22 protein-coding genes and 1 tRNA gene are annotated in these 22157 nt (G+C 61.7%); 17 read left to right on the forward strand and 6 right to left on the reverse strand.

Features of this window, described 5'->3' with window-relative positions:
• The first annotated feature begins 106 nt into the window (after nucleotides 1–106).
• Entirely contained in the window at nucleotides 107–2080 is a 1974-nt protein-coding gene (locus HNQ65_RS09680) for a protein kinase domain-containing protein (RefSeq protein ID WP_184339320.1), read from the forward strand.
• Nucleotides 2081–2097: 17 nt separating this feature from the next.
• On the opposite strand, the gene HNQ65_RS09685 is transcribed toward HNQ65_RS09680, so the two are convergent.
• Nucleotides 2098–2173: transfer RNA gene (locus HNQ65_RS09685), tRNA-Arg, on the reverse strand.
• A gap of 234 nt (nucleotides 2174–2407) precedes the next feature.
• Between HNQ65_RS09685 and HNQ65_RS09690 the strand changes: the two genes are divergently transcribed.
• The 8 genes from HNQ65_RS09690 (at nucleotide 2408) to HNQ65_RS09725 (ending at nucleotide 8669) form a co-directional block, all read left to right on the forward strand.
• Nucleotides 2408–4033: an FAD-dependent oxidoreductase gene (locus tag HNQ65_RS09690; RefSeq protein WP_184339321.1), complete on the forward strand. Its 1626-nt coding sequence runs from the start codon at nucleotides 2408–2410 to the stop codon at nucleotides 4031–4033.
• A 122-nt stretch (nucleotides 4034–4155) separates the two neighbouring features.
• Nucleotides 4156–5448, forward strand: coding sequence for a hypothetical protein (locus HNQ65_RS09695; RefSeq protein WP_184339322.1), 1293 nt, complete (start codon nucleotides 4156–4158; stop codon nucleotides 5446–5448).
• Between the two features lie 242 nt (nucleotides 5449–5690).
• Entirely contained in the window at nucleotides 5691–6002 is a 312-nt protein-coding gene (locus HNQ65_RS09700) for a hypothetical protein (protein WP_184339323.1), read from the forward strand.
• 387 nt (nucleotides 6003–6389) lie between these two features.
• Nucleotides 6390–6920: a hypothetical protein gene (locus HNQ65_RS09705; protein WP_184339324.1), complete on the forward strand. Its 531-nt coding sequence runs from the start codon at nucleotides 6390–6392 to the stop codon at nucleotides 6918–6920.
• 43 nt (nucleotides 6921–6963) lie between these two features.
• Nucleotides 6964–7191 carry a hypothetical protein gene (locus HNQ65_RS09710; protein ID WP_184339325.1) on the forward strand — a complete coding sequence of 76 codons (228 nt, stop codon included), beginning with the start codon at nucleotides 6964–6966 and terminating at the stop codon, nucleotides 7189–7191.
• A gap of 17 nt (nucleotides 7192–7208) precedes the next feature.
• Nucleotides 7209–7643, forward strand: coding sequence for a DUF4442 domain-containing protein (locus HNQ65_RS09715; RefSeq protein ID WP_184339326.1), 435 nt, complete (start codon nucleotides 7209–7211; stop codon nucleotides 7641–7643).
• 259 nt (nucleotides 7644–7902) lie between these two features.
• Nucleotides 7903–8181: a pentapeptide repeat-containing protein gene (locus HNQ65_RS09720; protein WP_184339327.1), complete on the forward strand. Its 279-nt coding sequence runs from the start codon at nucleotides 7903–7905 to the stop codon at nucleotides 8179–8181.
• Entirely contained in the window at nucleotides 8178–8669 is a 492-nt protein-coding gene (locus tag HNQ65_RS09725) for a GNAT family N-acetyltransferase (protein WP_184339328.1), read from the forward strand. The genes HNQ65_RS09720 and HNQ65_RS09725 overlap by 4 nt, the downstream gene beginning before the upstream one ends.
• Before the next feature lie 217 nt (nucleotides 8670–8886).
• Here the strand turns inward: HNQ65_RS09725 and HNQ65_RS09730 are convergent, their stop codons facing one another.
• The 3 genes from HNQ65_RS09730 to HNQ65_RS09740 are packed head-to-tail and all read right to left on the reverse strand — an operon-like array spanning nucleotide 8887 to nucleotide 13299.
• Nucleotides 8887–9747 carry a DUF6671 family protein gene (locus HNQ65_RS09730; RefSeq protein WP_184339329.1) on the reverse strand — a complete coding sequence of 287 codons (861 nt, stop codon included), beginning with the start codon at nucleotides 9745–9747 and terminating at the stop codon, nucleotides 8887–8889.
• Nucleotides 9729–11912 carry a DUF2309 domain-containing protein gene (locus HNQ65_RS09735; protein ID WP_184339330.1) on the reverse strand — a complete coding sequence of 728 codons (2184 nt, stop codon included), beginning with the start codon at nucleotides 11910–11912 and terminating at the stop codon, nucleotides 9729–9731. Before HNQ65_RS09735 ends, HNQ65_RS09730 begins: the two co-directional genes overlap by 19 nt.
• Nucleotides 11913–11937: 25 nt before the next feature.
• Nucleotides 11938–13299 carry a proton-conducting transporter transmembrane domain-containing protein gene (locus HNQ65_RS09740; protein ID WP_184339331.1) on the reverse strand — a complete coding sequence of 454 codons (1362 nt, stop codon included), beginning with the start codon at nucleotides 13297–13299 and terminating at the stop codon, nucleotides 11938–11940.
• Between the two features lie 104 nt (nucleotides 13300–13403).
• Here HNQ65_RS09740 and HNQ65_RS09745 point away from each other — a divergent pair, with 104 nt between their 5' ends.
• The 6 genes from HNQ65_RS09745 to HNQ65_RS09770 are packed head-to-tail and all read left to right on the forward strand — an operon-like array spanning nucleotide 13404 to nucleotide 18118.
• A complete protein-coding gene (locus HNQ65_RS09745) occupies nucleotides 13404–14246 on the forward strand; it encodes a LysR substrate-binding domain-containing protein (protein ID WP_184339332.1) in 843 nt (280 codons plus the stop codon).
• Nucleotides 14247–14295: 49 nt separating this feature from the next.
• On the forward strand, nucleotides 14296–15264 hold the full coding sequence (locus HNQ65_RS09750) for an alpha/beta hydrolase (protein ID WP_184339333.1): 969 nt from the start codon (nucleotides 14296–14298) through the stop codon (nucleotides 15262–15264).
• A gap of 5 nt (nucleotides 15265–15269) precedes the next feature.
• A complete protein-coding gene (locus HNQ65_RS09755; protein ID WP_184339334.1) occupies nucleotides 15270–15872 on the forward strand; it encodes an FMN-binding negative transcriptional regulator in 603 nt (200 codons plus the stop codon).
• Complete coding sequence (locus tag HNQ65_RS09760; RefSeq protein ID WP_184339335.1) at nucleotides 15872–16336, forward strand: OsmC family protein; 465 nt, start codon at nucleotides 15872–15874, stop codon at nucleotides 16334–16336. Before HNQ65_RS09755 ends, HNQ65_RS09760 begins: the two co-directional genes overlap by 1 nt.
• Nucleotide 16337: 1 nt before the next feature.
• Nucleotides 16338–16994 (forward strand): GNAT family N-acetyltransferase, encoded by a 657-nt coding sequence (locus HNQ65_RS09765; protein ID WP_184339336.1) that lies wholly within the window; start codon nucleotides 16338–16340, stop codon nucleotides 16992–16994.
• Nucleotides 16991–18118: a prenyltransferase/squalene oxidase repeat-containing protein gene (locus tag HNQ65_RS09770; protein ID WP_184339337.1), complete on the forward strand. Its 1128-nt coding sequence runs from the start codon at nucleotides 16991–16993 to the stop codon at nucleotides 18116–18118. The genes HNQ65_RS09765 and HNQ65_RS09770 overlap by 4 nt, the downstream gene beginning before the upstream one ends.
• A gap of 3 nt (nucleotides 18119–18121) precedes the next feature.
• On the opposite strand, the gene HNQ65_RS09775 is transcribed toward HNQ65_RS09770, so the two are convergent.
• Nucleotides 18122–18904 (reverse strand): AraC family transcriptional regulator, encoded by a 783-nt coding sequence (locus HNQ65_RS09775; RefSeq protein WP_246437989.1) that lies wholly within the window; start codon nucleotides 18902–18904, stop codon nucleotides 18122–18124.
• Nucleotides 18905–18982: 78 nt separating this feature from the next.
• Nucleotides 18983–20419, reverse strand: coding sequence for an FAD-dependent oxidoreductase (locus HNQ65_RS09780; RefSeq protein ID WP_184339338.1), 1437 nt, complete (start codon nucleotides 20417–20419; stop codon nucleotides 18983–18985).
• Between the two features lie 108 nt (nucleotides 20420–20527).
• Here HNQ65_RS09780 and HNQ65_RS09785 point away from each other — a divergent pair, with 108 nt between their 5' ends.
• The gene (locus HNQ65_RS09785) at nucleotides 20528–21397 is read left to right on the forward strand and encodes a helix-turn-helix transcriptional regulator (RefSeq protein WP_184339339.1); all 870 of its coding nucleotides are present in this window, start codon (nucleotides 20528–20530) and stop codon (nucleotides 21395–21397) included.
• Between the two features lie 55 nt (nucleotides 21398–21452).
• A complete protein-coding gene (locus HNQ65_RS09790) occupies nucleotides 21453–22151 on the forward strand; it encodes an orotidine 5'-phosphate decarboxylase / HUMPS family protein (RefSeq protein WP_184339340.1) in 699 nt (232 codons plus the stop codon).
• Nucleotides 22152–22157: the final 6 nt, after the last annotated feature.

The following is a 22157-nucleotide window of genomic DNA, read 5'->3' on the forward strand; positions in this document are numbered from 1 at the left end:
TTCTACTTGTGTAAATCAGGCGTGCTGGCAGCGCGACATGCTTTTACTGGCATGAGCCCTGCATCGGCTCCCGATCCACCATGTTTTTTCCCACGTCCCATTGCTGATGAGCGCCCCTTCCCCCGGGCAAGATGCCCGTGACAGCTCCGACACTTCACTCGCCCAGTCCCCTCTCCTGGGCCTGAATCCCGTGGGCCTCATGGACGGAGTTCTGGCCGGCCAGGCCACGGATTGGGAACCGCCGCTCGCCGAGGAGCTAGAGCCATGCTTTCCTGGCTACACAGATTTCCGCTTCCTCGACCGCGGCGGCATGGGCGCGGTCTATTCCGCCCTGCAAAACTCCCTGGAGCGCCGTGTCGCGGTTAAAATTCTGCCCCCAGACCTCGGCAATGACACCCTCTTTGTGGATGGCTTCCACCGCGAGGCACGCCTGCTGGCGCGGCTGCAGCATCCTCACGTCGTCGCGATCTATGACTTCGGCCGCAATGCAGCAGGCCATCTCTTCATCGTCATGGAGTATGTGGACGGCACCTCTCTCCTTGAAATCATGAAAAAAGACCGGCTTCCCCTGCAGCGCACGCTCCAGGTCATCGCCCAGGTCTGTGAAGCACTCCAGTTCGCGCATGACCACGGCGTCATCCACCGCGACATCAAGCCCACCAACATCCTCATCGACAGTCGTGACAACGTCCGCGTGGCGGATTTCGGCCTCGCCAGGCTGGCCAAGGCCGAAGGCACCACCACGACTCAGACGCGCAGCTCCATGATCATGGGCACTCCGGTTTACGCCGCCCCTGAACAGCGCCGCCTCGGAAATGACGTGGACCACCGCGCAGACATCTTCAGCTTGGGGGTCACTCTCTATGAAATGATCACCGGCCACTTCCCGGTCGGCGTCTTTGAGGCCCCCTCCAAAAAAGCCGGCAGCCCTCCCGGACTGGACAAGATCGTGACAAAGGCCCTCCGCGAAAACCCGGCGGAGCGCTACCAAAGCGCCACAGAAATGCGTCAGGCCGTCCTGCGCGCTGCAGACCGGATGGTCCGGCCCATGATCCAGCGCACCATCACAAAGCGGCCCATGATCTCCATGATGACCACAATCATCGTGACCGCCGCTCTCATTTACCTCTTCGACGAGGTGAACAAGCAGGTGCTGCAAAAGATCCCCCCCGCACCAGTAGTTCAGCCTCTGCAAAACTTCACTCTGGTGCCGCTCAACAACACCTTCTCCCTGCTCAACACCCGCATGACATGGCATCGCGCTCAGGTGCAGGCCGAGGTGCTGCCGGATGCAGAGCTCGCCAGCATTCACTCCGCCGCCGAACTCGCGGAGGTGCACCAGTTGCTCGAAGAGCACGGCATCCATTCCAGCGTATGGACAGGCGGCTTGCTCAAAGAATCCTTGGACAAATGCACTTGGACCGACGGCACGCCGTGGGATTTCGAAGCCTGGATGCCATCCGCTGGCGAACCACCCGTCGTCGTCACGGAGATCCAGCCAAAAAACGACGGCACCCTGCGCACCCCGCGTGGAGACACGCCTGACTGGATCGAACTCCACAACCCCTCGTCCAAGCCCGTGGATCTCACCGGCTGGCGTCTCACCCACTTCCAGGGGCAGGGTCGCGAGTTTTTTGAGGACCGCCTCGGCATCGGTCTGCCTCCAGGCTCCCCTGCCCTGATGCTCGCTCCTGGGGAATACCGCGTCATCTATTGCAGCGCCATATCGGAAGATGAGGAAAACACACCCCAGTTTCACTTCCGTTTGGAGGCTCAGCGCGGGCGCATCGCATGGGCGGATCCGCGTGGCCGCATCATCCAGTCCTTCAACACCGCTTGGAATAACTTCCCCGCCAACGCCTCCATCACCTCAGATCCTGCGGGAAACAACTGGGGCATCAGCCCTCAGCCATCCCCCGGAAAGCCCAATCCACCGCCTGTCCGCCCTCTGGCCATCGATGTCACCCCCCATCCTCCGGAGCGTCAGGCAGTCATGCTCCTGCCTCAGTTCAACAGCCGCTGGTGCACCGCTCCGCTGGACCGCAATGCACTGCCCTTGATCCGTCATCGGAAAAAATAACCCATTGCCAGCATTGATGGCGCACCCGGCAGGGATCGAACCTGCGACCGGCCGATTAGAAATCGGCTGCTCTATCCACTGAGCTACAGGTGCATTTTCTGGGGAAATACAGCATCCCCACCGCTTCACAACTTGGTTTTTCACGGTCTGCTTCCACGGTCACGACCTGATCACCGCGAGGCATCGGAAAAAACAACGCTGCAAAACTCGGCGCGTTATAGGTTGCTACTATGCCCTCCTTTGCCCGGATGGCAAAGGAGTTTGGCTGCCTCCCCCGCTCTCTCCTCTGTCCAAAATCCGCCTCCACGCGCCTCTCATAGTCCATCCATGACTCGCCGCCCCCTCATCCTCGCCGCACTTCTGGCACTGCCGCTCCACGCCGCCACCGAGGCAGACATCTGCATCTACGGCGGCACCAGCGCAGGCGTCATCGCCGCCGTGCAGGCATCCAGAGAGGGCCGCTCCGTCATCCTCGTCGAGCCAGGCCAGCACCTCGGCGGCATGAGCGTCGAAGGCCTCGGCGGTACCGACATCGACAACCACAAGGAGTTCCAAAACAGCCCCGCCGTCGGCGGCCTCACCCTCGAGTTCTACCGCCGCATCAGCGCCCGCTACCACCGCGAGGCCAAGTTCGACGCCATGGTGCAGCAGCGCTTGAAAAACTCATCCCTCTGGGGCTTCGAGCCCCACGTCGCCGAATCCGTTTTCGACGACTGGGTCCGCGAATCCCCCCGCATCACCGTCCTGCGCGGCCATCGTCTCAAAGAAAAAGACGGCGTCGCAAAATCCGGCACCCGCATCACCGCCATCCATTGTGAAAACGGTGCCGAAATCCGCGCCCGCATCTTCATCGACGCCACCTACGAGGGCGATCTCCTCGCCTTCGCAGGCATCAGTTTCACCGTCGGCCGCGAGGGCAATGCCAAATACGGCGAAACCAAAAACGGCATCCGCACAGACACCCGCCACGGCCAGTTGGATAAGCGCATCGATCCCTACCTCACCCCCGGCACCCCCTCCAGCGGCCTCATCTTCGGCGTGCAGGATTCTCCCCTCGGTCAGCACGGCACCGCAGACGAAAGCATCCAGGGCTACGCCTTCCGCCTCTGCCTCACCAAAAACCCCGCCAACCGCATCCCCTTTGAAAAGCCCGCCGGATACGACCCCGCGCACTATGAGCTGCAGCGCCGCTACATCGCCGCAGGCGGCGTCATCTCACCACCCGGTGCCAATCTCCCCAATGGCAAAACCGACCCCGGCTCCTGGCACTCACTCGCTGGAAACTTCACCGGCTGGAATCATCGCTACCCCATCGCCACCTACGCCGATCGCGAGCTCATGCTCCGCACCAGCCGCGACTACATCCAGGGCGTTTACTGGTTCATGGCCCACGATCCCTCCGTCCCCGAGGCCCAGCGCCTCACCTGGTCCGCATGGGGCCGCTGCAAAGACGAATTCACCGACAACGACGGCTGGCCCCGCATCTTCTACATCCGCAATGGCCGCCGCATGGTCAGCGACTTCGTCCTCACCGAAGCCCACGTCCGCAAAAACGACCCCGAACCTGTGGAAGACAGCGTCGGCCTCATCTGGTGGCCGCCGGATCTTCATCATGCCCGCCGCATCGTCAAAGATGGACGCGTGTGGAATGAAGGCGCCGTCTTCAATGAATCAAAAGAAGCAGACTGGATCCCCTGCGGCATCCCCTATCGCTCACTCGTGCCCCGCACCTCAGAGTGCACCAATCTCCTCTCCCCCACCTGCCCCTCCTCCAGCTACGTCGCCTACGGTGCTTACCGCATCGAGTTCACCTTCATGATCGCCGCCCAGTCAGCAGCCACCGCCGCCTCCATCGCCCTCGATCACTCCCAGGACATCCAGCAGGTCAGCTACCCCGCCCTGCGCACCCGCCTGCTCAAAGACGCCCAGATCCTCTCAGTCCCGCAAAAATAAACGTCACATCTCCCGCCCACACCCCCCATCATTCCATCGTCAAAACCACACACCTCCGGACATTAGTGTGAGATTAGTGTCCGATTAGTGGTTAAAACCTGCTCCTATCCACCATGCAGCACATGAATCGCCGCACCTTCATCGCATCCGCTCTCGCCGCATCCGCTCTGCGTCCACTCCATGCCGCAGACGTCGCCACCGCCGCCGCTCAGGCCCACACCGAAATCTGGCGTCGCTTCATCGACAAATTCGGCATCATGATCGACTTCGCCGACCTCGACGGCAAAGTCTCCCTCCCCACCCCTGAAGAACTCCGCGCAGGCAAGCCCAACGCCCTCGGCTGGTGGGCCCCCATCGAAAACGGCGCCATGTTCAATGGCCTCTACATGGACGCCGCCCTCCTCCGCTGGCAGCGCACCCGCTCCACGGAAGACGCCGCCAAGGCCCGCAAACTCATGCAGGGCCTTCTCCACCTCAATTCCATCAGCGACGTCAAAGGCTTCGTCGGTCGTGGCGTCGCTGAGGACGGCAAATCCCACTACCCCATGGGCTCCAATGACCAGACCCTCCCTTGGTTCCTCGGCCTCTGGCGCTACTGGAGCTCCGACCTCGCCACCGCAGAAGAAAAACAGCGCATCGCCAAACACCTCGTTGAGACGGCCGAAGTCATCGTCTCCATGAAATGGCAGATGCCCGCCGAGCAGCCCTTCGGCAAACGCGGCGGCTTCGGCGGCTTCAGCTTCGATAGCTCTCCCCGACTCCTCTTCGTCTGCAAAGCCCTCCACCAAGTCACCGGCGACGCCAAATGGGACCAGCTCTACCGCACCTCTCTCACTGAGCGCGGCGGCAAAGAAAACCTCACCCGCCTCGAGATCTGCCAGCACGGCATGGTCTTCGAATACGCCCGCTACCACACCTGGACCTCATGCACCTGCGTCGCCTCAGTCCGCGCCCTCTGGGAGATGGAAAAAGATGACACCATCCGCGCCGCCTACGCCCAGGGCCTCCAGGCCAGCGCCGACCTCGCCTTCAAGAGCCTCCCCATGGCGGAGAAATTCGACAACGCCGACACCTCCCATTTCGAGATGGACTGGCGCGTCATGAATGCCGACTGGAAACCCCAGCAGACCGAGCAGGAGGCCCAGGACCTCGCGCACCTGCAGTTGAAAAAGTTCCACAAAGTCGCCCCCCGTCGCAGCAAAGAAACCGAGTTCGTCCGCGAGCCCACCGCCGCCGCCTGGGTCGTCACCCTCGCCCCAGACACCACCATCCTCAAATCCCGAGCCGCTGATGTCGAGCGCGTCATCGCCCACTACGACTACTCAAAGCTCTACTACTCCCAGTTCTTCTGGGCAGACTCCGCCTGGGAGCGCCTCGCCGCCGCCCAGGCCTCCACGCCCGCAGCACGCCGCTAGCCCCCCTGCCGCTCCGCAGTCTCACAAAACGATTCTGCCAACCGCACACGACGAGCAACGCGCCAGCGTCTTGGACTGCGGTGGCAGAGATGCACGGCGCAAGCCTGCATCGCCGACACCGCTTTCGCGGGAGACGCCGCGTTCCCATATCCCACCCTCCACTCCGGCAGGAAAACTTTCGCGCATCCCCCCCTCTTCACCATGCATGACAAGCGCACGCTGCAGGCTATGAATAAGCCACCATGACTTTGCATGCGGTGCTGCTGACCATAGGAGATGTTGTAGGCGTGCTAGCGCTGCTCAATTTCATGTTTGGCGCACCGCTGGAGAAGTCATGGCGGCAGTGCTGCATGAGAGCGGCAGTGCCGGTGGCCATTTGGTCGTCGTTTCGGCTGGCAACAATCATCGTTTTTCACGAGCCGTATGAGACTCCCATGCTGGGTTTCTTCCTCGCCCCGCTGGTGGCGGTTGGATATGCAGTGATCGCACGTGTCATTGTCCAGGAAGTGCTTTGGATCTGGAGGATTCTCGCACGGTCGGCCAAGATCTATTGATACTCGCAAAATAAACTGGCATGGCTGGTCGAAGGCCAACGGCCTTCCGTATTTAAGCCCAGGGCCAGCGAGCCTAAGCGAGCGCCGCCCTGGGTATGCAAGCCGCCGGCAGGAAAGCAAAACCAGCGCCTTCTTCGTGCGCCGCATTCACCAGCAGCGTTTCTCCGCCTCACCGCCGGAGGAGCTGTGTTCCATCGCGCCCCGGCTTCGACTCCACCATTCATCCGATCTCCGTTAGCGTCAGTCTTTTGATCAATCTTCAATAAGATGAAGAATAAAAATCCGGGCGGCCTTGCAGGGTGTTCCACGCAGCTTCCCTCTGGACGCTCACCTCCACTCACGCCAGAATACCAAAATCGGGAGCCTTCTTTCTCCATCCACGCACTCATGAAAACCCCTCTTCATCCATTCATGGTGCTGGCCGCATGCGGACTCGCGCTCAGCATCGCGGCGCATGTCATGGCGCTGGCAGGAGTGCCCATCCCTGGCGGCGGTCTAGTCTGGTTGCTTCACCTTGGCATTTTTGTCGTCTGGATCCCTGCGGTGCTTGCGTCGATTAAGATGACCCGGCACGCGAGCCGCAAAGACCTTTGGAAGGTGGCTCTGGCCGGATGTCCCGAATGGATGCGCCGCTCATTCTACGTTCTTACCGGCTATGCTTTTATTAATTTCATCCTGTTCTTCGCCTCCACGGCTGGGCAGGATCGCAAGAGCACCACGCACCTCGCAGAAGTGCGTGGTTTCTCCGGCCACTGGATGGCATTTTACGGTGCAGCCTTCGCAATCCTCTATTCCAGCATTCATTCGCCGGGGTTGTATCGCGAGCGCAAGTGTCCACAGGGACACACCTCTTCACCCACCGCCCGCTTTTGTGCCGAGTGCGGCCATGACTTTTCCCATGACGCAGAACACACCTGACCCTGTGCCGCATCCACAATAGGTTCCTCACACCTCCGCCCCCATGACCAGCAGCGTCACCGAGCTCATCTTCAACCGCTTCCTCGGCCTCGAATCATCTCGCGATGACGCGCATGTCAGCACGATGCACACTCCGATCCATCGCACCGCCGCTCTGTCACCATCAGTGATGCGGGCACTCCTGCCCGCACCCACATCGCTCTTTGACGTCACCGTGCTCTCTCCCACCCCAGTTCTGCAAACAACCGTCAACCACGGTCAACAACAGTAAACCACCGTAAACTCCCCATGGAAAGCAGCGTCACCGAGCTCCCCTTCAACCGCTTCCTCGGCCTCGAATCCTCCACGGACCCTGCTCATCTCCTCCGCCTTCCCTCCGGCCCCCAATACCTCAACCACCTCGGCACCGTCCACGCCAGCGCCCAGCTCGCACTTGCGGAAGCCACCAGCGGCGAGTTCCTCCTCCGCGCTTTCGGTCCCGACTCCGGCGTCATCCCTGTCGTCCGCCGCCTTGAATCCAAATTCCGCAAACCCGCCCACGGCTCCCTCACCTCCACCGTCACCACCCCGCCCGAAGCACTCAACCAGCTCCGCGCCGACCTCGCCGCCAAAGGCCGTGCCACCATCAGTATCACCGTCGAGCTCCACGACGAATCCGGCACCCACACCCTCTCCGCCACCATCGAATGGTTCCTCACCCTCGACCATCGCACAGCAGCCTGACATGCTTCAGCACCAGTTCCCCCACCCCGCACAACCAACCCGTATAACCACCCTGAATAAATACCCGCCATAAACAACCCGCATCTCACAAGCACCAAAGGTGCGGCCTATCGCAGCCCAGGGCAACGCCCTGGGTTTCACGTATCAGGCCCGGAAAGCAAACCCAGCACTCCGCCACACGTCAAGCCTACCAGCAGCGTCTGCAAAAAATTCCGCCGCGCTAAGACCGCGCCGCCACCTCCAAAGCACCTCAACTGCCATGGCCCCCAAAATTGAAAACGCCGACCTAAGCAACGCCGAGTTCCTCAACACCCGGCTCAGCTCCGCCATCTTCAACGACGTCAATCTCTCAGCCGCCCGGTTTGTGAACGTCAACCTTTCGTCCTCACACCTCGAAGACGTCAACCTCACCGGCACCATCATTCGCAACGCCAACTGCTCCCACATGAGCATCGAAGACGCCTGCTACGAAGGCATGCGCATCGATGGCATCCTCGTCACAGATCTGCTGCAAGTTTATCGGAACCAGTCGTCATGAGTAATCCCCACACCGCCTGGCACCTCACCACCGCATCAGACGCCTCCGCCCCCGGCTGCGACCTCGTCCGCCAATGGCTGCGTGAGCACAACTGGGCCGTCAATCCTGCGTTCATGGTGCAGCTTCAACAACCGGAACACGCTGCGCAGCCCCTCATCCTCCTCACTCATTGCGATGATCGCGTCATCGGCGGCCTCTTCGCCGAAACCCAGCTCTCCTGGCTGCGCATCTCCATCATGTCAGTTCATCCCGAACACCGCTCCAAAGGCATCGGCGCCGCCCTGCTAGCAGAAGCCGAACGTCTCGCCTACGAACGCGGTTGCAAACACGCCTATGTCGACACCATGGACTACCAGGCCCCGCAGTTTTATCTCTCCAACGGCTTCAAACAAGTCGGCCACATCCCAGACTGGGACTCGCACGGTCACTCCAAGCTCTATTTCACCAAACAGCTTCCTCTGCATCCCCCTGCTGAGAAAGGGTTGTGATACCACACACTATTAGAAAACTGTCTCCTCAAGGCCCCGCCTTCCTTCAGCACCAAAGGTGCGGCCTATCGCAGCCCAGGGCAAAGCGAGCCTGCGCGAGCGCCGCCCTGGGTGATTCGCAAACAAACAGGGAAGCAAACCCAGCACTTTCGCCACACGCCGCGCTCTCCAGCAGCGTCTGCACGCACCACCGCAGCCGCCACCATCGTTCGCACACTCACCAAATCCTCGCACGCCTCTCCACTCCGCCTCCCCATCCCATCCGCTCCTCATGCCCGCACTTCACACACCCGTGGACTTCTGCGCCCCCCGTCTCCACTGCACCCGCACAGTCACCATAGTCCATCTCCGGCAGCATCTCCACTCTTCCCCAGCCAGGCGTGCGGCATTTCGGGCACAGCGCAGCCAGCCGCTCCGCCAGCCTGCCCCCCAGCTCCGCAATCACCTCCATCCGCGTGGGGTTGAACATCGCACGCATGTCTGTCTCCACCCAGGCCTTCCGGTCGGCGGAATGTTTCACGCACTCTCGGAACGCCGACTCCAGCGCCCCCTCTGAATCCACCCCCTTGAACACCAGCGTTGGATCAACGCTCCGATTCGGACGCAGGATCAGGCCATGCGTCGGAAACAGCGCCTTCGCCGCAAACTCCCTCAGTTCCTCCATCGATCCCACGGCCTTCATGGCGAAATTCGTTTTCGCACTCAGGCACGAGAGATGCAGTTGAAACCCATGCTTTCGGTCGATGAAATACAGCACTTCAAAATCGCTGGCTCTTCCCGGGAGAAATGGATGCGGCCCAAAGCTGCCTTCACTCGCCAGGGCAAATTTCACCTTCTCTCCCAGTCGCCTCAGCGACATCTGACACTTGCGCCGCGCACACTCGATCGCGTTTCCCGCGCGCGAGCCTGTGCTCGAAAAGCTGCCCAGCAGATCGGTGTCCACCGGACATTCGATCATGCTCGCCTTCAGGGTGTTCCAGAAGGGCGCGGAGAGCGCACCGGACTTCGCATGCTTCGTGCTCAGCACGATGCAGCTCCCCTCATAGGCCCGGCACAGTGTCACAGGGCGGGTTTCCATGTCAGATCCCGGTTGAGATAGTAGGTTGTGCGGTCATCCGGCTCGATGCAGGCCATCTGCACCCACCCGTTGCCAAACAGCTTCTGCAGCACCGCTTGCGCCTGGATGATGCTGTCCAGCATCGTGCGCGGCGCATACACCACCGCCATCAACCTTTGCGGCTCATGGTAGGCTTCCTCGTCGCTAAGATGCACTGACTGCAGCGGCAGCCCCGTCATCAGGTCGCTCGCGTTCCCCTGCATGATCCCCATTTTCCCCGTGATGTTTTTCGTGATCTTGCTGCCCCCGCCATACGCCACGTTGTCCAGCGTGGAGAAGAGGTATTGCGTGTTGATCCACTCGGCCACCACCATCGGTGCCGTCAGGATCACCGTCAGCGCCCGCCCCTCGCTGTCCTGTGTGTAGTCATAGGAGTGCAGAAAGCACCGCCCCTCTAGGTTCACCCCGGCGGTGATGTCACGTGGCGCCACGATGAAGGCGGCGTTTCTCGCCAGCCCCCATTCAGGCCGGACCTGCGCCCAGTCCTGCGCCCGCAGCCAGGCATGGTGCGCGTTTCCATTCTTCACCTTCATCTGCTTCAGCCTCTCGGCGCTGTTGATCTGCCGCGCCTTTTCCAGGTCCTCCCGCAGCTTCTGGATCGCAGCGTCATTGGCATCGCCGAAGAGGGTCACTTCGTCCGTCGTCGTGTTGTGCTCGGCTGCATGGAAGCGCGTCCCTTCCGGGATCTCGATCCCCTGCTTCGCCAGATGGCTCCGCACCTCGGCGCGGTTCATGATCCCCGCCAGGATCCGCGCGTTGCTCGCCCCATGCCGCCCGCCGCAGGCTCCGCAGTCCAGCGCCGTGGCATACGCGTTGTTCTGCGTCGTGCTCCCATGCCCGCAGAAGACCACCACCGGCGCAAAGGAGTGCGTCAGCCCCATCGTCCGCAGCGCCCCTTCCGCATACGCGCACTGCTCCGCCGTTGAGATGCTGTCCAGAGAGGGCTCCACTTCTGCTGGCTTCCGGATCATCCCGGACGCAGCAGTCCTGAGCTTCGTCGCAGCATGCGGTGCCAGGCTCCGCAGCCCCATCCACACACCGCTCGCCATCCCCATCGCCTCCACCAGCGCAAAGGGCGTGGTAAAGGTGTATTTCACAGACTGATACAGCCGCTTGAATCCGCTCAGCCTCTCATGGCCCTGGCGCTGCGCATGCAGTTCTTCATGCCCGCAGCAGCAGGGAGACTCCACCACCTCATGCTTCGGCGTCAGCAGCACCGGGCACGAGGCATGGGTGTCACCGGTCACCGCATCCGTGATCTTCACCGGCACGCCGAAGAATCCGGCAAACCCCAGCGTCTGGTAGTCCCCGGTGGACTCCAGTGCCCTCCGGAAAGGCTCGGAGCGCACGTCGATGCAGAACACCATCTGCGCCTTGGGCGCATGCGCCGGCTTGATTGGTTGCGCCGCCAGCTTGTCCAGCAGCGGCTTGCGGTATCCCTTCTCCGCCGCCTGCATCTTGACCAGCGGGCTCTCTGCCTTCTCAGCCTTTTTCAGCGCTTTGGCATGCCATTGCAGCAGTCCTTGCGCTTCCGGCCACAGCAGGCTGGTGATGACCAGCCGTATAGCCAGATAGTCCGTCTGTGTCACCGGGTGCGCATGGTCCGCCTCCAGCCCTGCCCATTCGGTCCGGTATTTCACATACGCCGCCCAGCCCGGCAGCGTCGTCAGCATCAGGGTCGCAAAGGTCGCCAGTTCGTCATCCTCGATGCCCAGCCTGTTCAGGCAGTCGGCCGCCGCCTCTTCCGCGCTCTCGGGCAGAGCCTTCAGCCTTGCCTGCTTGTCCTTGTTGTGGCCATGCAGCTTGCTGTCATGCACCGCCAGCTGCTTCCAGGCTGCATACAGCCCTTGGCTCCGCAGCGGCATGGCAATCGTCGCCTGCCCCTGGTCAAAGAAGGCCTGCAGCCATTTGATCGTCTCGCGATTCACCGCCAGCATCTCCTCCGGCAGGTCTGCTTGCTGAAAGCTCGCGGCTCCCGCTTTCAGCGCTTCCTCGATCGGCCGGTCCTCCAGACCTTGCAGCGGGTTCACCGCGATCAGGTTTTTCAGCGGCCAGAAGGGCGCTATTTTGCCAAACGCTTCTTTCGTCAGTTCGGCGGGGTGGGGTGGTTTTGTGGCAGTTTTCATGTCAGCTTTCAGTGGGTTCAGGGGTTTAGGCTCCTTGGATCGTCGGTTGATACTGGTAGTGGTTGCGGTGTGTCGTCACGGTGCTTGGGTGTGGCTGGCTGGCATTAAGTGCTGTGACATAATATTTGATGGCCCATTCATGGACTTGGCTGTCCGTCTTGTTGCGGCGCACCATCAGCATCGTCAGCCAGGCCGCTGCCAGCACCACGCATCCGGCGATGTGCAGCCCGTTCAGCGGCTGCGGCTTCATCAGCTCCATCGTCTCCATCTGCGCCACAATCAGGTGCACGCTTCCTCCGTAGGCCAGCCCGGCGCAGATCGCCGCCGCCAGCGCCAGCGGCAGCCCCTTCAGCGGCTGCTGCCTCAGCATCGGCAGCGCAAACTGGCTCGCCGCCAGGAAGGCCGCCACCATCAGCACCAGCGTCGAGTCACCGGCGCTCCAGGACTTGCCGCTCGCGTAGCCAAATCCCAGGCTGCCCACCACACCGCAGATCAGCGCGCAGATCAGGCTGAGCAACTTCGGCGGGTAGTTGGGGTCCAGCCTTTTCTCCTGCGCCGCGCCACCGCTCGCCAGGAAGAGGTAGGCTTTGAACATCCCATGCCACACCAGGTGTGCCACCGCAGCCGGGAACAGCCCCAGCCCGCACTGCGCCAGCATGAACCCCATCTGCCCCATCGTCGAGCAGGCCAGCATCCGCTTCACATCGCTCTGCATCAGCTTCCACAGCGTCCCCGCCAGCGCGGTGATGATTCCAGCCGCAAAGATCACGCTCAGCAGCCCGCTGTGCTTCAGGTAGAGCGGCGCAAACCTCGCCAGCAGAAACCCGCCCCCGTTCACCAGCCCCGCGTGCATGATCGCCGAGACCGGCGTCGGAGAGTTCAGCGAGCTCGTCAGCCACCGGTGGAAAGGCCAGATGGCCGACTGCGTCATCGCAGCCACCAGCAGCAGCACCAGTGCAGGAATGATGAGGCTGGACTCATTCGGCTTGTGCAGCAGCGCCTGGATGCTTGTTTCACCCGTCGCCTGGTAGAGCAGTCCAAAAGCGGCCGCCATGCACACCGCGCCCAGCGTATAGTTTTTCGCCGCCAGCACTCCGGAGGCCCGCGCCGCCCTCCAGCACGTCTTATGCACCATCAGCCGCACCAGCAGCAGGTTGCTCACCATCCATGCCACCAGCAGCACCACCAGGTGGTTCGCGCTCACCATCACCGCCAGGGTTGCCACCAGCAGCCCCAGCTGGATGAAGAAGGCGCGGTATCTCGTGTCCCCCTTCAGGTAGCGGCCGGCAAAGCTGCCGACACACACACCGATGAATACCACCAGCGCCACCATGATGGCGGCCAGGGGGTCCGGATACAGGAGGGCTTCAGCTTGTTCGTGCGTCATGTTCATGTGTGGGTATTAGTTTTTCTTGGCTTACACCGGACACATATTAGCCTTGATAATATAAGAAAAGATCATTATTCTTATACATCACATTAGCTCTTCTAATGATCTTCGACACCATCACCCTCCAATGCTTCATCGCCGTCGCTGAAACCGGCAGCTTCACCCGTGCCGCCGAGCGCGTCGGCAGAACCCAGTCGGCCATCAGCCAGCAGATGACCAAACTGGCCGCCCTGCTCGGAAAGCCTCTCTTCGTCAAAGGCAGGCAGTTCGGCCTCACGCCCGAGGGCGAAATCTTCCTCGGCTATGCCCGGCAGATCTTCGCTCTCCATCGCGAGGCGCTCGACCGCTTCACCACTCCCGAGCTCGAGGGCGAGGTGCGCTTCGGCCTGCCGGAAAACTTCGCCAGCGTTTACCTCTCCGAGGTGCTCGCCGATTTTTCACGCATTCACCCCCGCATCCTTCTCAACATCGAATGCGACCTCACGCTCAACCTCTTCGATCGCTTCAAAAAGAAGAAGTTCGATCTCGTGCTGGTCAAAATGAACCGGCCCGAAGACTTCCCCAACGGCCTCGATGTCTGGTCAGAGCCTCTCAAGTGGGTCGGAGACCCCATTCTCATCAACCGCAAAAAACCCGTCCCCCTCGTCCTCTCACCCGCGCCCTGCGTCTATCGCGCTTCCGCCATCAAAGCCCTCGAAAAAGCAGGCCGACCCTGGCGTCTCGTCTTTTCCAGCCCCAGCTACGCAGGCACCGTCGCCGCCGTCAAAGCAGGCATGGGCATCAGCGTCATGCCCCACACCATGATCCCCCCGGAACTGCAGGCCGTCGATGCCTCGCTCCTCCCAAAACTCGCCGACACCCACGTCTCCCTCCTGAAGCATCGCGCCGACAATCCCGCCATCAACACCCTGGAGGAATTCGTCCTCAAGCGCCTCAAGCACTGATAGGATGCTGACCGCTAGTTCCCGCCTTCCTCCACGTTCTCTTCTCACGATGAAACACCTCCTTCTTCTCCTTCTCGCCGTCACCCCCGTTCTTGCCCAGGACCTCGAAGCCCAGAAAAAGAAAGCCCTGGAAGCCGCTGCAAAAAGCCAGCTCGAAGTCCGTCTCGACCAGCCCTACGCCGGCACCGACAACCCCAAGCAGAAAGTCGATCTCTACCTCCCCAAAAAACGCAACACCGACAAGCCTCTCCCGGTCGTCGCCCTCATCCACGGCGGTGGCTGGGTGCATGGAGATCGCCTTGGCTACTCCGCAACCGCCATCCGCATCGCTCGCACCGGCGACTACGCCACCGTCGCCGTCGGCTATCGCCTCACCGAAGAAGCCCGCTGGCCTGCACAGGTTTACGACTGCAAGGCAGCCATCCGCTGGGTCCGCGCTCACGCTAAGGAGTTCAATCTCGATCCCGACAAAATTGCCGTCATGGGCAGCTCTGCAGGCGGCCATCTCTCCTCCCTCATCGGCACCAGTGGCGACGTCAAAGAACTCGAAGGCGACCTCGGCCCCAACACCGCCTTCAGCAGCCGCGTCCACTGCGTGGTCAACCACTGCGGCCCCGAAGATTTCACCCAGGCCCTCATGTTCGGCAAAGACAACCAGCCCACCCTCAATGACAACGCCGTGATTGGTCTTCTCGGTGGCAACTTCATGGAAAAGCACGCCGAAGCCGTCGCCGCCTCTCCCGTCACCTACGTCACCAAGGACGATCCCCCCTTCATCACCTTCCACGGCTCCGCCGACAAACGCGTCGCCTTCCTCCACGCCCAGGCCATCCACTCCGCCCTCCAAAAGGTCGGCGTTCCCTCCATCCTCATCCCCATCACCGACGGCGGCCACAGCTCCGTCAGCAACCCCGAGGTCGTCACCCGCTCCAAGCAGTTCATCGACAAAACCCTTCGCGGCATCGAAGTCACCATCGACCCCACCCCCATCCCCGCGCTCCCCGAAAAGCAAAAGTAGGCCCCATGTACACCCCCGCCCACTTCCAGATCGACGACCTCGGCACGCTCCACGCATTCATCCGGCGCCACAGCTTTGCCACCCTCGTTTCCCAGGAGGGCGGCGTCCCGCAGGCCACTCACCTGCCTTTTTTGCTGAATCCGACACAAAACACGCTCATTTCTCACATGGCGCGCGCCAATCCTCAGTGGCGTCATTTCACCTCGTCCGAGGTCCTCGTCATCTTCACCGGCCCCCACGCCTACATCTCCCCGGCCTGGTATGCCACCCAGCCCGCCGTCCCCACCTGGAACTACACCGCCGTGCATGCCTATGGCATCCCGCGCATCGTCACGCAGCACGATCGCTTTGCCCAGATGCTCCATGACCTCGTCGAATTCTACGAATCCGGCCGCCCTAACCGCTGGAATGGCCAGCTTCCCCCCGAATTCCGCGACGGTCTCATGAAAGGCATCGTCGGCATCGAGATCCAGATCACCCGCCTCGAAGGCAAGTTCAAGCTCAGCCAAAATCGTCCACAAGATGCGCCCGGAGTCATCGCCATGCTCGAAAAAAGCACCGATCAGACCGACCGCGAAACCGCCCAGATGACGAAGGAGTGCCTCTGATGTCCACCCACACCGCCACCATCCGCTGGAAAAACCAGGGCCCTGATTTCCTCAGCCGCCGTTATTCGCGCGAACATGCGCTCCATTTCGACGGCGGCGCTGTCATGCCAGGCTCCCCTTCGCCGCACATCGTGCCCGCCCCGTGGTCCAATCCCGCCGGCATCGACCCCGAGGAGCTGTTCGTCGCCTCTGTCTCCAGCTGCCACATGCTCTGGTTCCTCCACGTCGCCTGCGACGCCGGATTCCTCCCTGAAAGCTATGAAGACGCAGCAGAAGGCATCATGACGCAAAATGAGCGCGGCGTGCTCTGGATCAGCCGCATCACCCTGCATCCTAAAATCATCTGGGGTGGCGAAAAGCAGCCTTCTGCCACCGAAGTCGAGCACCTGCATCATCTTGCCCATGAGCAGTGCTTCATTGCCAATTCCATCAAGACAGACGTCATTGTTCAGCCAGAAAACTGACATGAAACCCCAGCCCGCCCCCCAGATTTTCGAAGGCCGCTTTGTCACCCTCACACCGCTGGATGTGGCTGCGGATGTGGCAGAACTCCACGCCATCTCGCATGTCGATGAAACCACACGCAAACTTTGGCGCTTCATGCCCCGCGGTCCTTTTTCCGATGTCGCAGAGCAGGCCGCCTTTCTCCGCGAATGGCAGGCCACGCCCAATGTCATCGCCTTCACCGTGCGCACGAGCGGCACCCACCAGCCCCTCGGCAGCATCTCGCTCATGAGCATCCGTGCCGAGCACGGCGTGGCAGAGCTCGGAAACATCTGGTACGCACCAGCAGCCCAGCGCACCAAGGCCAACACCGAATCCTGCTACCTGCTGCTGCGCTACTGCTTCGAAAAACTCGGCTATCGCCGCATGGAGTGGAAATGCGACGCACGCAATGAACCCAGCAGGAATGCAGCCCTCCGCCTCGGCTTCACCTTTGAAGGCATCTTCCGCCAGCACATGATCATCAAGGGCGAAAACCGCGACACCGCCTGGTTTGCCATGCTCGACCACGAATGGCCGCAAATCTCGGCAGCCATGCGCAAATGGTTGTATGTGGATGACTCAGTTTCCCTCGGGCGATTAATCGCAGAAAGTCGCAGCGTACAGTCAGGCGCATGAAGCACGCCCTTTTCCTCCTGCTGACCACCTCCATGGTTGTCGCCGCTGACCCAAAACCCAAGCCCGAATTTCAATACAAGACCGAAGGCATCCAGGTCAGCATTCCCACGGCAGATGAGCCCCGCGTGAAGGCATTCGGTCCCGACACCATCAAGGCCGCTGCCAAGTACCTCGATGACGGCGCCATCTGCTGGGTGCGTGAAAAGACCTGCGTCAACTGCCACACCACCGGCCCCTACCTCAGCGAGCGCCCAGCCCTCTCCCGACAATTCGGACAGCCTCTGGAGGAAGTGCTGGCAGACTTTGTCAAAACCGTGCCTGCAGAGGTCAAGCCGCAGAAGGAGACGGAAAAGGATGGCATCAAATACTACGGCGGTTCCTGGACCAGCATCTGGCGCTCCCTCGGCCTCGCCGAATGGGACAAACACGTCACCGGCAAGCTCTCCGCACACACTGAGCGCTCCCTGCATGAGATGCTCATGCGCCAGTCTGCCAACGGCTCTTTCGTCAGCTATGGCGAGGTGGAAATTCCCCACATCACCACCGACTTCGAGCTTACCCTGCAAGCCGCCCGCGCCGTCACCTCTGCCCCCGGCTGGCTATCCGGCCTGAAGGATGCGGAATTGCTCGCTCGCATCGAGAAAATGAAGTCCTGGCTGCGCACTGCCGAGCCGAAGAACGACTATGACCGCATCCTGCATTTACAGCTCGCCCATTACATGCCCGATCTCGTTCCGCAGGCGCAGCGAGATGCAGCTCTGGCCCTGCTTTCGTCCAAACAGCACGCCGATGGCGGCTGGTCACTGCGCGACATGTCCGCGCTCAGCGACTGGCATTTCAAGATGAGCGACACCGTGGTGAAACTCGTCAGCAACCTCCCTGACGCTGCCAAACCGGAGAGCGACGCCTACATGACTGCCTTTGCAGTCGTTCTGATGCGTCAAAACAACATCCCCGCCAGCGATGAGCGCATCCAGCGCGCCGTCACCTGGCTCAAGCGCGAGCAGCGCGTCTCCGGCCGCTGGTGGATGCACTCGCTCTACCGGGGCAACTACCACTACATCACCTACATCGCCACCGCCCAGGCCTTGAAGGCGCTGGCTTTGTGCGATGAGCTGCACTGAGTTTCATCTTCGTGCACGCCGATACGCCGCCGGCGACTCGCCCATGCGCTTGCGGAAGTGCTGGGTGAAGCTGCTGGCATCCACAAACCCGCACTGCTGCGCGATCTCGCTGGCGGTCATCGTCGTCCGCTCCAGCAGCTGCACCGCCGCCAGCACCCGCGTCTTAATCAGAAATTCCTGCGGCGTGATGCCAAACGCACTCTGAAACCGCCGCTGCAGCTGGCGCAGCGACTGCCCGCAGGATTTGGCCACATCTTCAATCAGCAGCGGCTTGGCGTAGTCATGGCGGATGATTTCCACCGCCTGCGCCACGGTCTGAAACACCGGCAGCCTGCGTTCAGCTTCATCCGGGCGCCTCAGCGTTCCCATCACGCCCTGAATTTTCCGCCTGCGGTCAAAAAGCGGCAGCTTCGTCACCAGAAACCAGTCTGGGATACCCTGCGAGTCCCACCACAGCTCCACCCGTTCGATCACCTCCGCCTTGCCGGCCAGGAGGCGCTTGTCGTCATCCACATAGGCCTGCGCCATGGTGTCCGGGTTCAGGTCGAAGTCTGTGCGCCCGATGATCTCGGAATCGTCCGGCATCTGGTAGCGCTGCATCAGCCCCTCGCTGGCAAACATCAGATGCCCGGCCTTGTTCTTGGCAAAAAAATACACGCCTGGGATGTGGTCAAAAAGACGCTGAAACAGCAGTGTTGGCTCCAGCGCGGCCATCCATGCGGCCCGTTGCCTCCTCCAGCGCACAATTTCCGCCGCAGAGCGCTTGGGGCGCTCGCGGGGTCTCAAGGGTGCATCAGATCGCCTTGGGGTTGTCACGCAAAGCAGGATGGCGTGACGCAGCCCGCGTGCAACTGGCCTGCGGGCTCAGCGCGCGATCTTTTCCAGCATCGTGCGGCAGTCCTCCCAGGCCACTTCATGGGGCTGGCGCTTGTTCAGTGCGGCCAGTGCCGCCGTCACACCGGCGGCCTCCCCCATTGCCACCGCATTGCCCGTCACGCGGTAACTCGCATGGGCCACAAAATCACCGCTGATGCAGCGTCCTGCCATCATGAGTCCGTCCACATCCTTGGCGATCAGCGCACGCAGCGGAATGTCATACGGGGTGAATTTTTGCACGCCGCCGCGCTCGATGGTCAGCTTGTCATTGTCCGCCTTGCTCTTCGCATGAATGTCCACGCCAAAGGTCACGCGCGCCACGGCATCAGGGTGCCGCGCCGCCTGGGTCAGATCCTCCTTCGTCACCACATAACGGCCATGAATGCGCCTGCCGTCCCGCACGCCGATCTGCTCCGCCGTGGCCACCACCTGCAGCCCGTCCCACACCCCGCCCAGCTTCCGCAGCGCCCGGGTGATGGTAAAGACCTCCTTGCGTGCCCGCACCGTGGCGGTAGTCATGGCATCGGCGTCATCCGGCCGCACGCCGTATTCATGATTCAGCATCAGCAGCACGATGTTGTCGCGCACATGAAAAATGGTCGGCATCCCATAGGAGGGATCCACACCAGCGCGCTGGATTTCGGCCTTAAAGTTGGCTGTTGCCTCCACGTGCCATTTGAGGTCGCCCTGATAAAACGAGATATATTTCCCCATCTGCGTCACATCCCGCACCACCGCCAGCGCGTTCATGGTCAGCGGCTGGCACGCGCACTCCACCGACTTGTCGTCCTGCGCCATTTTCCCCAGATCCCAGCTGCAACCCGCCAGCGCCCCCAGCACACCATCACCCGTGGTGTCGATAAACACAGGAGCCCGCCACGCCTCCCGCCCCGAGCGTGATTCGGTGATGACGGTAGTAAGCTGCCTTCCCTCGCGATAAGCTGCCACCAAACGCGTGTGCAGGCGGAATTTCACACCCGCTTCGCTGCATAGATCCTCCAGCAGCAGCTTCATTTCATCCGGCTCATAGACAAAGCGCCCTGCATCCGTGCCTCGACGCGCACCGCGCTCATCAAGCAGCCGCCGGATCTCACGGGTAAACCCCGGCTTGTCGAAATCAAAGATCCAGGTCAGCAGGCCCGCCGTCCACACACCGCCCAGGCAGCCGTTCGTTTCAAACAAACGCACCCGCGCACCCGACCTCGCCGCAGCCACCGCTGCCGCCACACCCGCAGGCCCTGCACCGCAGACGATGACATCCGCGTCGTTGACCAGCGGCACAGTGCGATTGGGCTCGTCAAATGTCCCGGCATCGCCCGGTCCCTCAGCAGCAGACACCCAGGTGGCAGAAGGCAGCACGGCCGGACCTGCGAGTGCAGCACGTAGAAAATGACGACGGGAAAAATCAGCAGGAGCGGGCTTCATGACAGAAAGACGATGGTGGGTTCCAGGCAGCGAGTACGCGTTGCAGTCTGCGGCTTTCACCCCCAGCTTCCCAGCCCAAGTTGTTAACAAAGATAGCACAAACGAAACATGCCCGACGCCCACGCCCCAGCCGGCCCATGGCCCACATGGATACGCCGCCAGCTCAGGCGCGGCTGGCCCCGGCGTGTGCATCTGGCCCTGGAGTCCGGCACTCCATCCCTGCGCGGCGGGCTGCCCGTGCATGACAGCCCGCGCTTCTCCATCTGCCTCTCCGGCACTGGGCGCTACATCGTCCTGCGGCAGCAGAAGCAGGAAATCATCACGCTGCAGCGCGGGGACGCCATCGTGGCCGCGCCGCACGCGCTGATGGAGCCTCACACATCAGCGCGCTATCTTGCCATGGGTTTCGTCTTCACGCCGGAAATGACACGTTTCCTGCTGGCCAAGAAAGGCCCGGCCGGCCACCGGTTTCTGCAGGCTCATCATGCCTCACGGGCGCTGGATGAGGATGGGCGGCACTTTCTCCAGGCCCTGCAAAACCGCCGCCATGCACCGCCTGATGACTTGGCCGCACGCCGCCTCGTGGAACTCCTGCTCGTTATGGCCGCTGAGGTGGCCGCGCAGCCAGAGCCTCCGGCCTCCGCTGCTGGCAAGGCGCGCTTCACCTGGCTGGCAGCCTGCAGGTTTCTACAGGAGAACCTCCATCACCCCATCGGCAGGCAGGATGTCGCGAGATTCCTCCATCTGCATCCCAACCACGTGTCCAGGCTGTTCCGGGAGTTTAGCGGACAGTCTTTTCTCGATTACCTGCTGCAGGCGCGGCTGGAGCGCGCCCAGCCTTTGCTGAAGGTTCCGCATCGAAACATCACTGAAATCGCGCACGCCTGCGGCTTCCGTGATTCCAATTATTTTATCCGCTGTTACCGGCGCAAGTTCGGCAGATCCCCCGGCCAAGACCGCCTGTCGCATTTCGAATAATCTTTGTCGTGACGCAGATGCGTGGTTCTGCATTAATCTGCACTCACAACCGCCCATGAAACCCATCGTTCAAATCTCCCTCGACCTGACGAACATTGACGAAGCGCTCGAAACCGCCGCCCTGGCCATGCGTGCCGGAGTGGACTGGCTGGAGGCCGGCACGCCGCTGATCCTCGCCGAAGGTCTGCACGGTGTCCGCGCCCTGCGCAAGGCTTTCCCAAACACCCCCATCGTGGCCGACCTGAAGACGATGGACGGCGGCTACCTGGAAGCCGAAATGATGGCCAAGGCCGGAGCCACACACGTCGTGGTCATGGCCCGCGCACACGCAGAAACCGTCAAATGCGTCGTCAAAGCCGGAAAAGACTTTGGCTGCAAGGTCATGGGAGACAACATGATCTCTGAAGACATGGTGGCCGGAGCCAAGTGGCTGGAGGATCTGGGCTGTGACTATGTGATTCACCACATCGGCTACGACGAGCGCCGCGGCATCGCCGCCGCCGGCAAGCGCATGCCCAGCCCGCTGGACCAGCTGCGCGAGGTGGTGAACGCCGTCAAAGTGCCCGTGCAGGCCGTGGGCGGCCTCAGCCTAGAGCAGGCCATCCAGTGCCCGAAGTATGGCGCTCCGCTCGTCGTTCTCGGCGCCCCGCTGACCATCGACGCCGACGCCTTCAAAACCGCCGACGGCAATCTTGAGGCCTCCCTGCGCATGATTTGCGAGGCCGTGCATGCTCAGGACGTTCCTGCTTTTTAATTCCAC

Source organism: Prosthecobacter vanneervenii (genome assembly GCF_014203095.1).
GTDB classification, from domain to species: Bacteria; Verrucomicrobiota; Verrucomicrobiia; order Verrucomicrobiales; family Verrucomicrobiaceae; genus Prosthecobacter; species Prosthecobacter vanneervenii.

Coding starts and splice junctions, on each gene's coding strand:
- HNQ65_RS09680 (WP_184339320.1), top strand. CDS start 107: ATGAGCGCCCCTTCCCCCGGGCAAGATGCCCGTGACAGCTCCGACACT.
- HNQ65_RS09690 (WP_184339321.1), top strand. CDS start 2,408: ATGACTCGCCGCCCCCTCATCCTCGCCGCACTTCTGGCACTGCCGCTC.
- HNQ65_RS09695 (WP_184339322.1), top strand. CDS start 4,156: ATGAATCGCCGCACCTTCATCGCATCCGCTCTCGCCGCATCCGCTCTG.
- HNQ65_RS09700 (WP_184339323.1), top strand. CDS start 5,691: ATGACTTTGCATGCGGTGCTGCTGACCATAGGAGATGTTGTAGGCGTG.
- HNQ65_RS09705 (WP_184339324.1), top strand. CDS start 6,390: ATGAAAACCCCTCTTCATCCATTCATGGTGCTGGCCGCATGCGGACTC.
- HNQ65_RS09710 (WP_184339325.1), top strand. CDS start 6,964: ATGACCAGCAGCGTCACCGAGCTCATCTTCAACCGCTTCCTCGGCCTC.
- HNQ65_RS09715 (WP_184339326.1), top strand. CDS start 7,209: ATGGAAAGCAGCGTCACCGAGCTCCCCTTCAACCGCTTCCTCGGCCTC.
- HNQ65_RS09720 (WP_184339327.1), top strand. CDS start 7,903: ATGGCCCCCAAAATTGAAAACGCCGACCTAAGCAACGCCGAGTTCCTC.
- HNQ65_RS09725 (WP_184339328.1), top strand. CDS start 8,178: ATGAGTAATCCCCACACCGCCTGGCACCTCACCACCGCATCAGACGCC.
- HNQ65_RS09730 (WP_184339329.1), bottom strand. CDS start 9,747: ATGGAAACCCGCCCTGTGACACTGTGCCGGGCCTATGAGGGGAGCTGC.
- HNQ65_RS09735 (WP_184339330.1), bottom strand. CDS start 11,912: ATGAAAACTGCCACAAAACCACCCCACCCCGCCGAACTGACGAAAGAA.
- HNQ65_RS09740 (WP_184339331.1), bottom strand. CDS start 13,299: ATGACGCACGAACAAGCTGAAGCCCTCCTGTATCCGGACCCCCTGGCC.
- HNQ65_RS09745 (WP_184339332.1), top strand. CDS start 13,404: ATGATCTTCGACACCATCACCCTCCAATGCTTCATCGCCGTCGCTGAA.
- HNQ65_RS09750 (WP_184339333.1), top strand. CDS start 14,296: ATGAAACACCTCCTTCTTCTCCTTCTCGCCGTCACCCCCGTTCTTGCC.
- HNQ65_RS09755 (WP_184339334.1), top strand. CDS start 15,270: ATGTACACCCCCGCCCACTTCCAGATCGACGACCTCGGCACGCTCCAC.
- HNQ65_RS09760 (WP_184339335.1), top strand. CDS start 15,872: ATGTCCACCCACACCGCCACCATCCGCTGGAAAAACCAGGGCCCTGAT.
- HNQ65_RS09765 (WP_184339336.1), top strand. CDS start 16,338: ATGAAACCCCAGCCCGCCCCCCAGATTTTCGAAGGCCGCTTTGTCACC.
- HNQ65_RS09770 (WP_184339337.1), top strand. CDS start 16,991: ATGAAGCACGCCCTTTTCCTCCTGCTGACCACCTCCATGGTTGTCGCC.
- HNQ65_RS09780 (WP_184339338.1), bottom strand. CDS start 20,419: ATGAAGCCCGCTCCTGCTGATTTTTCCCGTCGTCATTTTCTACGTGCT.
- HNQ65_RS09785 (WP_184339339.1), top strand. CDS start 20,528: ATGCCCGACGCCCACGCCCCAGCCGGCCCATGGCCCACATGGATACGC.
- HNQ65_RS09790 (WP_184339340.1), top strand. CDS start 21,453: ATGAAACCCATCGTTCAAATCTCCCTCGACCTGACGAACATTGACGAA.